The 9,247-nt window shown below is 47.2% G+C and carries 6 protein-coding genes; 3 read left to right on the forward strand and 3 right to left on the reverse strand.

Going from position 1 to position 9,247, the window contains the following annotated elements; genetic code table 11:
- Positions 1-321 precede the first annotated feature (321 nt).
- Positions 322-1,143 (forward strand): transporter substrate-binding domain-containing protein, encoded by an 822-nt coding sequence (locus DFP97_RS01855; RefSeq protein ID WP_114378257.1) that lies wholly within the window; start codon positions 322-324, stop codon positions 1,141-1,143.
- 22 nt (positions 1,144-1,165) lie between these two features.
- Positions 1,166-1,819: an amino acid ABC transporter permease gene (locus tag DFP97_RS01860; RefSeq protein ID WP_114378258.1), complete on the forward strand. Its 654-nt coding sequence runs from the start codon at positions 1,166-1,168 to the stop codon at positions 1,817-1,819.
- Between the two features lie 90 nt (positions 1,820-1,909).
- Here DFP97_RS01860 and sstT read toward each other — a convergent pair whose 3' ends face one another.
- Positions 1,910-3,139 (reverse strand): serine/threonine transporter SstT, encoded by a 1,230-nt coding sequence (gene sstT / locus DFP97_RS01865; protein ID WP_114378259.1) that lies wholly within the window; start codon positions 3,137-3,139, stop codon positions 1,910-1,912.
- 479 nt (positions 3,140-3,618) lie between these two features.
- On the opposite strand from sstT, the gene DFP97_RS01870 reads away from it, so the two are divergent.
- On the forward strand, positions 3,619-5,853 hold the full coding sequence (locus tag DFP97_RS01870; protein ID WP_114378260.1) for an alginate lyase family protein: 2,235 nt from the start codon (positions 3,619-3,621) through the stop codon (positions 5,851-5,853).
- 211 nt (positions 5,854-6,064) lie between these two features.
- On the opposite strand, the gene DFP97_RS01875 is transcribed toward DFP97_RS01870, so the two are convergent.
- Both DFP97_RS01875 and DFP97_RS01880 read right to left on the reverse strand, forming a co-directional pair.
- Positions 6,065-7,699, reverse strand: coding sequence for a GMC oxidoreductase (locus DFP97_RS01875; protein ID WP_245975824.1), 1,635 nt, complete (start codon positions 7,697-7,699; stop codon positions 6,065-6,067).
- Positions 7,700-7,938: 239 nt separating this feature from the next.
- Positions 7,939-9,247 (reverse strand): GMC oxidoreductase (locus DFP97_RS01880; protein WP_220271115.1); only part of this gene is annotated, 1,309 nt, incomplete at its 5' end.

Raw genomic sequence — 9,247 nt, forward strand, 5'->3', positions numbered from 1 at the left:
GTGGCTTTTCTCTTTCAAGAACACCAATCCTGCAGGCAGACCCTATCAGCGATTTCACAAAGCTAAGATAAATACGAATGATATTTTGGCGCTTGCATAGTTCACGGATTTATATTGTCAGGTTTCATGACACAATCATTCTAACGACGCCGGCCTATTCTTAAAATATGTAATATAATCTTGTGATCTCGGAAATACGATGTTATAATACCTGACGTAAACAATGCATGTTGTGTAAAGTATATTGTGTACAGATTATAGCCGTTCATTGAAACGGGGTTCGGCAATGAGAGACGATATTGGGATAGGGAGAGATGACAAGTGAAGAAGAAGAAGATGATGCTGCTGCTTATGGTGGTCATGGCTGTCTTATCGGCCTGCGGCCAGAAAGAACAGACAAACGCTCCGGCGGAAACCGGCGCTAACGGGGGCAATTCCGCCCAAGAAAAAACGAAGCTCGTGCTTGGTACGAGCGCCGACTATGCACCTTATGAATTTCATAAATCGATTGATGGCCAGGACACAATTGTCGGTTTCGATATCGAAATCGCCAAAGAGATCGCCAAAGACATGAACGCCGAGCTGGAAATCCAGGACATGGATTTCGATGGCTTGCTGCTTGCGCTTAATACGGGTAAAGTCGACATGGTCATCTCGGGTTTGACGCCGACGGAAGAACGTAAGAAGAACGTCGACTTCTCCGAAATTTATTACTTGGCGGAACAGGGCGTGCTTACGAAGAAGGAGCAGGCCGGCGAATTCAAAACGCTGGACGATTTGAAAGGCAAAAAAATCGGCGTGCAAAAAGGTTCGATTCAAGAAGGTATCGCACAGGAAATTGAAGGCGCTAAGCTGACGTCACTCGCCAAAATTCCGGAGATTGTGATGGAGCTGACCAGCGGCCGCGTAGACGCGATCATCGTCGAGAAGCCCGTTGCGGATCAATATGTGCTGACGCAAACGGACATTGTCCTCTCAGATGTGGAAATCGAACAGTCGGAAGAGGAAGCGGGCTCTGCCATCGCGGTGAAGAAAGGCAATCAGAAGCTTCTTGACAGTATCGACAGTACGATCAAACGCCTGAAAGAAAGCAAAGACATCGAACGCTTCGTCGTCGAAGCGAACGAGCTTGTCGGTCAATAACGGAAGGACGGAGTCGTTGCACATGAGTTTTGACTTTACGTTTCTTGAGCAGCATTGGCAGACCTATCTGCAGGGAGCGTGGCTTACGCTGCAGCTGTCCTTCTTCGGCGTCATCCTCGGCACCGTGCTGGGCGTTTTTATGGCCTTGATGCGCATTTCGCGCATCTGGGCGCTGAAGGCGCTGGCCTCAACCTATATCGAACTGATCCGGGGGACTCCGATGCTGGTGCAGGTGTTTATCATTCATTACGGCTTGACAGGTTTCGGAATCAATTTGCCTGCATTCATTTCCGGCGTCGTCGCGTTGACGATCAACAGCGCCGCCTACATGGCCGAGGTGTTTCGGGCAGGCATCGAGGCAATCGACAAGGGGCAAGCCGAAGCGGCCCGGTCGCTCGGTATGACGCAGGGCATGACCATGCGACTCATCATCCTGCCACAGGCATTTCGCAATATGCTGCCGGCCATCGGCAACGAATTTATTATCATCATTAAAGACTCCTCGCTGATCTCGGCCGTTGGTATCGCGGAGCTGATGTTCAACGCTCGGACGGTGCAAGGGATTACGTTCCGGCCGATGGAGCCGCTGCTCGCGGCCGCCGCTTTATACTTCGTCATGACGTTTACGCTATCGAAGCTGCTGGGCGCACTGGAAAAGAGGCTGAGAAGCCGATGATCTAAGTTCGAGTGCGCAAATCGTTCGCTCCTAGAACATCGAAATGGGGGAACAAAAAAGCAGGGGCCTAAGGCCTCCTGCTTTTTTGTTCTAGACATTAATCCTGTATTCCTTGCCTTCTTTACGTTTTTTTGCATATTCAGCTGTTGCTGTAAAAAGTACGTCGGAGGATGAATTAAGTGCCGTTTCAAAAGAGTCCTGTAAAACACCTATGATGAACCCTACACCAACGACCTGAATCGCAATATCATTCGGAATGCCGAATATGCTGCACGCCAGCGGAATGAGTAAGAGCGACCCGCCGGCAACACCGGAGGCACCAGCAGCAGCTACAGCGGATAGAAGGCTAAGCATAAGCGCTGTACCAAAATCGACTTCAATGCCAAGCGTATGAACAGTTGCAAGAGTTAAGACAGAAATCGTAACCGCTGCGCCCGCCATATTAATCGTAGCACCTAATGGAATGGATACCGCATACGTATCCTTATCCAGCTTCAATTTTTCACATAATCTCATGTTGACTGGAATGTTTGCAGCTGAACTTCGAGTAAAGAATGCGGTAATCCCACTTTCCTTCAGGCAGCTAAAAACGAGTGGATATGGATTTCTGCGAATATTCAGGTAGACGATCAGCGGATTGACAACAAGCGCCATAAATAGCATACACCCAATAAGAACGAGAAGTAATATTCCGTAATCGAGCAAGGAAGAAAGCCCGTTTTTTGTAATAGAATCAAAAACAAGTCCCATAATTCCTAACGGTGCCCAATTGATTACCCATTTGACGATTTGTGATACGGCATCTGAAAAATTTGCAAGCATGGTTTTCGTATTGTCATGGGCGTTTCTTAATGCAATGCCAAGAAGGATAGCCCAACCCAGGATACCGATATAGTTGGCGTTCATTAGGGCGTTTACCGGGTTATCAACAACCTGAAACAGTAATGTCTTAAGTACTTCTACAATCCCATCAGGTGGAGTAAGATTTTTGTCACCCGCTACAAGTGACAAGCTTACCGGGAATATAAAACTTGCAATAACGGCTATCAGCCCCGCCAGAAAAGTACTTACACCATAGAGGGCAAGAATCGCTTTCATATTCGTTTGATGGCCTTTTTTATGTTTAGAAATGGCGGACATCACTAGCAGCAAGACCAATACGGGCGCTACCGCCTTTAATGCGAATACAAATAAGGAACCGAAAATGGTGATCCCTGTTGCATTAGGAACCGATAAAGCCAAGATAATACCAACTATAATCCCCATTAGTATTCGTTTTACCAGGCTCAATTGATTCCACTTAAGTATTAATGTTTTCATTAATTTCCTCCGGTTATTAATATGGAAATATAACTAAGCCCAGACACAAGGTTGTATTTTGGCAAGTTTATATTTGAACGTTTAGTTTATCACGAAAATTGTCGATTGTGTACGAGCGCAAAAGTTTGTGTATAATTACCAAACACTATGGTGCTACCCCTATAATAACAAATCCGAAAGTTCGGTTGAAAAGAGCCGAAGGGAAAGCATCCCGTGGCTCTTTTTTTAATTCCAATTCTTAAGAATACTGACTTTATTCTTAAAAAAACAGCATATGAATTGCTTCCTCACATTGATACTATGAAGTTTATCGAGGTTGGTGAACACAGAAGCCATGGGCGGACTGTGCTCGCCTGAAAACGATGCATTTGTTGCTTAAATAAACGGATGGAAAGGAGATTGTCGGACAGCACTTTGCAGGCAGGCGGAACGAGGGGATTGGGAAATAGTATTGCCTCATTTAAGAAAGGAGAGCGATTATGAAAAAGCATTTGAAACAGACTTTATCGTTATTGTTAGGTGTACCAATAATATGTATGCCTTTATGTACGCTTGTCCCGGGGTCAACAGCGAATCTTGCTGTCGCGGCTGAGAACGACACTCTGGGTGATCCTATCGTGCCTACCGGTTTCAAAGGCTTTACTACAAGGATAGAGGCGGAAGATTTTTATAAGCATACAGGCAATATCTATATAAGGGACAACGGAGATACGGTGCCGGGGTCTGCCGCCGCGGATGAAGTTGTCTTAACAGGAGCCTCGAGCGGTAAATTTGTGGATTTCAGCGACCCTGTCGCCAACTATAAAACGGGCAGCGGCTCTAATAATAACACCATTCCATCGGGGCAGGACAAGGCCAGCTGGAAGGTGATTGTTCCGGCGGCGGGCTTTTATGAATTAGCTTTCAAATATAACAACCCAGCCACAAAGGTGGAAGGTTACCGAAATGTCCGCGACGAGAGGAACAGCCGCATTATTATCAACAATGATGAACCGGATTTTACGAATACCATGGATCCGCATTGGGCGGGCTGGATGATTTTCAATATGTCCGGATACATAGACAGTTATAATCCGGAGACCAACACATCCCTGACTCCGCAAATGGACAATGGCTTTGCAAACGTAAAAGGCAATACCGCTTGGAATAACAACTATATGAACGTCTGGTTGGAGAAGGGTAAAAATACTATTACTCTGGGAATGGAGGCGCCTCCGGGACAGGCGGTTTACGACGGACCCAATTTGGACTATTTCGATGTGACCTATATAGGCGATCAGTATGTCAGCGAGGACGAGATCCCCTATCTGGGCGACGATTTCGTCTTCCAGCATCCGGGCGTCTATTTCACACTGGAGGACCTTGAAAACATCAAGGCAAATAAAGACAATCTGGATACGGTATATGGAAAGGGATATCAGGAACTCGTAAGCGCCACTACCTGGTTCGATAACAATACGGTTAATCCGGCGCCTGTGCTCGATGTGGGTCCTTACAACAGCCCCAATATCGGAGGTACCGAATATACCCGCGGCGGCAGCAAGGCACTCTATTACGCTTTACGGTACTATTTGGACGGAGACGCAGCCTACGGAAAAAAAGCTAGAGATGTCCTGAACGGCTGGGCCAACACACTGAAGACCCTCGGGCTCGGAAACGACTTGAAGCTGCGAATCTCCATCGTGGGGACGGATTTCGTGAACGCCGCCGAGATCATAAGGCATGTCTACAATAACGATCCCGGCGTTGCGCCGGCGGACAAATGGCAGGAGGCAAGCATCGCCGAATTTGAGACTTACCTGCATTTGCTGCTGACCAAGACCTACGATTTCTATCCCCAGGCCAATGGCAACTGGGATGCTATTATCGGCGGCTTCAACATGGCCGCAGCGGTATATTTGGAGGATGTTGGCTTATTTAACGACGCGCTGAAGCAGCGGTATCTCGGCACTTACAGGGAAGGCAACGCTGTGTCTATGGGAAGCCTGCCCAGCTATATTTACCCGTCCGGCGAGCAGCAGGAAAGCAGCCGTGATCAGCCGCACGCCAGGATGGGCATTACGGGACTTGCCTCTCAGGCGGATATCGCCTGGAACCAGGGTATCGATCTTTACGGGGCCTATGACAATCGCCTGCTCACAGGCACGTTGTACAACGCGAGATATGCAGTCGGCGAGGAAGTGGAATCGGCGACGTTCATTTCCGACAGGAACAGAACGCAAAGCGGTATATGGGCCGCCGGATACGAGATCGTCGGCAACCACTACCTCAACGAGGTCGCGGACGCGGCCGCTGAGGGAGAAACGGATTTAATTTATGAAGCGGCGGAGATGCGTCTGCGTACGGGCTCAATAAATAACGAAGCCGGCCGGAAGGCTAACTATTTCAGTGCGATGATTTTCACAGATAAGCCTTACGATGTTGCAATGACTTTGAGCGCCAATAAAAACAAGTTGAGCTCCGTAGGCGATGAAATCGTCCTAACGGCCAACGTGCAGACAAATTCCGGCATCAAGCGCGTCAACTGGGATATTCCGGAATCGCTGAAGCCATACATCGATTACGAGATCATCAGCGACACGATGCTGAAGCTGAAATTGAGGGAGATGCCTGACCTTTATGAGATCGAGGGCGTCATCAAGGCAACATCCGTCAAAAAGGCCACCGTCAGCGATACCATCTCCATCTCCATTGAATATGAAAGACGGGATTGACAAGACGGAGCTAAACGAGCTGATTGCCGAAGCGGACCAGTTAATTAAGGCCGAGTGATAAGGTACCGTTGTTTTCGCTCCATAAAATAAGGAAAAGACGTGAGTCTAGTAAAACTCAGCTCTATAACGGGCTGAGTTTTTTTCTTTATGTACGAAGGCTCACCGCGCAGCTAGTAATTCACCCCATTGAAGAGGCGCTAGCATGAATGATTCACGCTTGAGTGACGATATGATCCGCCGTTCGAATGGCAAGTGCAACTGTAGTCAACGTTGGATTTCCGGACCCGATGAATGGTAAAACACTGTTGTCGGCCACATACAGTCCTGAAATACCGTGAACTTGACCGTACAGATCAGTGACTGAGGTCGAAGGATCATCACCCATACGGCATGTACCCGAAGTGTGATGCAAATCTCCGGTAGGTACAAGACAAATTTCACCCAAGGTCATATCGGCAACGGAAGAAATCCGCTTTACAGACTCTACCATCTTTTGAATTTCGGATCGTTCTTCTTCACTAAATTCAAAGTGTACTTCTATTTCAGGTACTCCGTATGCATCTATTCTGTCTGTGTTTAGTACGACCCTGTTTTCATACCGAGGAGTGATCCTGCCAAAACATTGGAGAAGAATGTCCAGCTCCTCTAAGAACGGTTTTTCTTGAGATGATGGATACCAATCATAACCGTTTGGTCCCACCAGACGAATCTGATAGGGCCTATCCGGCGTTCCGAAAATTAAAATTCCGAGATTTCCCGGAATATCCGTGAAATCGCTGCGGTTCACTTTTCCGGGAGCCAGCATATAAACCTGATTTGTTAGATAATGGCCGACCGCTTCTCCCCGGATGCCCGAATGAAGCAGCAAACGCGGGGTTTCATACGTACTCGTCGACAATACGATCGTTTTTGCTTTAAGAATATAAGAACTCATATCCGGAGACATAACCTTAACGCCGGCTGCTTTCCCCTGCTCGAACAGCACTTGAACGGCACGGGCATTTATAGCTAAATCGAAAGGTCTGAGAAATGAAGCTTTAGCAAGGAGAGAAAAAGAACTGAAAAATACATCCCCATGAACTTCCCCGAACTTGGTCGGATGAATATCGGCGGCTATCGGCATATAGATCGATTCGGGAAAACCGCCTTGCTGCAGACGATCCAGCAATATCTCCGTTAACGTAGACCCTCTGACATATTCGTCGGTGACATTCATGACCCGCTCGGCAATATTATAAAAGGTATCCATTTCATAGACCGAAATCGGCCAATCCGGAAGCAGAGGCAAATTCAAGCGAGAAGCAACAACATCCCAGAATACCGTTCTTCCCCCAAGGCAAATAACCTCTCTTGCCCCTATAAACTCCGGATACGAGCCTTGCAATGGTTTTGATATGTATCGGTAATATTGTTCAAGACGTGTACGATTCATCATTGGAAGGTTGCGGCCATGCGTTGGCATTACAATGTTTCCTCTTTCAATAATGCCAATCCGCTTACCGTTGTTCCGCCACTGTTCGCACAGCCTCCAGAGCATGGTTCCTCCTCCGGCACCTGTACCTACAATCAGTACATCGTATTCGGTATCCGCCATGGTTTCCAATGAAGTCAAAGGAATCCAATTTTCGATATAGTCTGTTGGTATGTGACAAGTCGGAGGAATCGCGACTTGCCTCATGTCCGATTCAGTGAAGAAAGGAAGATTTACCAGCCTACCAGCGATGTTCTGATCGGGGTGTTCGATGGATGGATTAAGCTTTATGAGATCATCAATCGATATACACTTTTGATCCGCGATGATTCGGAGTGTATCGTTGTTTCGAGCAACCCATATTTTTAATGCCATGACTTCACCCCTTTGCATCTAAATCCTAATTAGTTTATGTAAGGGAGACTGAGAATTAGTCCGAAGCGTTTTTTCACATGCCTATCAAGCTAAGAAATACCTACACCCCCAAAACGAAAAAAAATGCTCATGAAATATTTCAAGGACGCTTTTTTCCTTTTTGGGGGTAACGTGGCAATGCGGAGAAGTTGATTCCCTTCCTCAATTCACCCCATTGAAGAGGCGCTAGCATGAATTATTCACGCTTGTGCGGCGATCTGATCGGCCGTTCGAATGGCAAGCGCAACTGTAGTCAACGTTGGATTTCCAGACCCGATGAATGGCAAAACACTGTTGTCGGCCACATAAAGCCCGGAAATGCCGTGAACTTGACCGTATTGATCCGTGACCGAGGTCGAAGGATCATCACCCATACGGCACGTCCCCGATGTGTGATGCAAATCTCCGGTAGGCACAAGGCAGAATTCACCCAAGGTGATATCGGCGACGGAAGAAATCCGCTTAACAGCTTCCACCATCTTTTGAATTTCAGCTTGTTCTGCTTCACTAAAAGAAAAGTATACTTCTATTTCCGGAACCCCATATTCATCTTTTCTGTTAGGGTTGAGACTGACCCTGTTTTCATACCGAGGATTAATCTTACCAAAACATTGGATAAGAATGTCAAGCTCCTCCAAGAACGGTTTTTCTTCAGAGGATGGATACCAATCATAACCGCTTGGTCCTATCAGACGGATTTGATAGGGCTTTTCTGGTGTTGCAGTGATTAAAATGGCGAGAGTTCCTGGAATGTCAGTGAAATCCTTACGGTTCACTTTCCCAGGAGCCAGCATAAAAACTTGATTGGTCATATAATGGCCGACCGCCCCTCCCTGGATGCCCGAATGAAGCAACAAACGCGGAGTTTCATACGTACTCGTTGACAATACGATCGTTTTTGCTTTGAGAATATAAGAACTCATATCCGGAGACATGACCTTAACGCCGGTTGCTTTCCCCTGATCGACCAGCATTTGAACCGCACGGGCGTTTATAGCCATATCGAAAGGTCTGAGAAATGAAGCTTTAGCAAGGAGAGAAAACGAACTGAAAAAAACATCCGCGTGAACTTCCCCGAACTTGGTCGGATGAAGATCAGCGGCTATCGGCATATATCTCGATTCGGGAAAACCGCCTAGCTGCAGACGATCCAGCAATTTCTCCGTTAACGTAGACCCTTTAGCATATTCGTCGGTGACATTCATGACCCGTTCGGCAATATCATAATAGGTTTCCATATCACGAATCGGGACTGGCCAATCCGGAAGCAGGGACAAAACCAAGCGTGAAGCAACTAAATCCCAGAATACGGTCCTTCCCCCAAGGCAAATAACTTCTCTTGCCCCTATAAACTCCGGAAGGGAGCCTTGCAAAGGTTTTGATATGTATTGGTAATATTGTGCAAGACGTGTACGATTCATCATTGGAAGGTTGCGGCCATGCGTTGGCATTACAATGTTTCCTCTTTCAATAATGCCAATCCGCTTACCGTTGTTCCGCCACTGTTCA

Origin of the sequence: Paenibacillus prosopidis (assembly GCF_003337375.1) — a bacterium.
Taxonomy (GTDB): domain Bacteria; phylum Bacillota; class Bacilli; order Paenibacillales; family Paenibacillaceae; genus Pristimantibacillus; species Pristimantibacillus prosopidis.

Excerpts from the sequence above, each read along its gene's own strand:
- DFP97_RS01860 (WP_114378258.1), top strand. The coding sequence starts at position 1,166 with ATGAGTTTTGACTTTACGTTTCTTGAGCAGCATTGGCAGACCTATCTG.
- sstT (WP_114378259.1), bottom strand. The coding sequence starts at position 3,139 with ATGAAAACATTAATACTTAAGTGGAATCAATTGAGCCTGGTAAAACGA.
- DFP97_RS01870 (WP_114378260.1), top strand. The coding sequence starts at position 3,619 with ATGAAAAAGCATTTGAAACAGACTTTATCGTTATTGTTAGGTGTACCA.
- DFP97_RS01875 (WP_245975824.1), bottom strand. The coding sequence starts at position 7,699 with ATGGCATTAAAAATATGGGTTGCTCGAAACAACGATACACTCCGAATC.